The sequence below is a fragment of the Maribacter aurantiacus genome (assembly GCF_005780245.1).
Lineage (GTDB): Bacteria > Bacteroidota > Bacteroidia > Flavobacteriales > Flavobacteriaceae > Maribacter > Maribacter flavus.
Genome location: NZ_VBUK01000026.1, coordinates 1 through 1,299, shown reverse-complemented (window position 1 = coordinate 1,299; position 1,299 = coordinate 1). Strand labels below are relative to the sequence as shown.

Annotated in this window: 1 protein-coding gene; it reads right to left on the bottom strand. The window is 34.7% G+C overall.

Annotated features, from left to right (window positions below):
- Positions 1 to 67: 67 nt before the first annotated feature.
- Entirely contained in the window at positions 68 to 871 is an 804-nt protein-coding gene (gene erm / locus FEK29_RS17810; RefSeq protein WP_138259788.1) for a 23S ribosomal RNA methyltransferase Erm, read from the bottom strand.
- Positions 872 to 1,299: the final 428 nt, after the last annotated feature.

Here is a 1,299-nt window from a genome sequence, read left to right as displayed (position 1 = left end):
ACCGTTGTGCGTCAGCTAAAAAACGATACTACTGAATTCAGATTATCAAACAATACTAGCAAGATAACTATGATGGATGAAACTTTTCAGGGACAACTTCGAGCATTTCTAAAAAACAACTATTCCATTGACTTGGCGACAAGCAGACGATTTTGGAATTTAGGTCAATTCCAAACTTTCCCGAAATAGACCTGACTTGTTTTTTTCTGAATATGGACTTCAAAGCTGTTCTGACAGGCAAATCAGGTTTTTGTAACATATATGAAATGAAGACTAAATATTTGGTTTTAAGCTCAAAACCAAATGCTATTGTTTGCTTCCTTTCGATTTTCAACAACGCTGAATCGACAGTTGGTGGTGGCAAAAAACTTTTAGGGCTTATCTCATAAAGAAAATTTAAATCATAGAAAGTATGATAAAGAACAGTCAATGGGTTGTAAATCTTATTTGAAAACAGTTTTTGTGCAGGCTCTGACTGTAGGACAATTGAGCCTCCCATAAAATTTTCTACATTTTCAAACATCAGATTTTTAAAAATTTCAGACGTAATCCCATAAGGTATATTCGACACCACCCTAAAAGGATATTTCGGAACCCTAAAATTTTTAAAATCACACCCAATAACTTGGACGTTTTGAGCATTAGCAAATTTTTTTCTCAAGTTCTGAGTTAAATCAGCATCGTTTTCTATTGCAATAACTTTTTGGACATTTCGTAATAGGTGAACAGTGAGAAATCCCTTTCCTGCCCCAATATCTAAGACCGTATCTTGATTATTTATATTTGCTTGTTTTATCGCATCTTTTATTAGCACCTTATCAATAGTAAAGTGCTGACCCGTGAAACGAACGGGCAATTTCTTTTTTGTCATTATTTGCTTCTTACAGGTGAATACTTGAATTCAAATCGCGGAGAAGTGAATAGACAGTATTACCTGACATAGCAACTATGACAACGCCACGCCTTCAATAAAAAGACGAAACATAGAACATATAGAATGCGAGTCTATACCTAAAAGATTATTGGAAATTTATTCAGGACTGTCTATCACTTAGATAGAAGCCCAAGGTCTACTATAGTACATAATGCAAAAATCGAATTGTTTGAGTGCGAAAATATTAACTTTGCTTCGAATAACAAAGAATAAATTGAAAGAAAAGAAAGCCGAACGCACAACATTGTATAAGCGTAATGCGGGTTAAATGGCTAATATTGAGCATTTTTCTTCCTAAGAAACTTTGTGGGATGCGGATAGTGAATCGCTCTGAAATCCCGCACTACGCTTATACTTGACCGTTA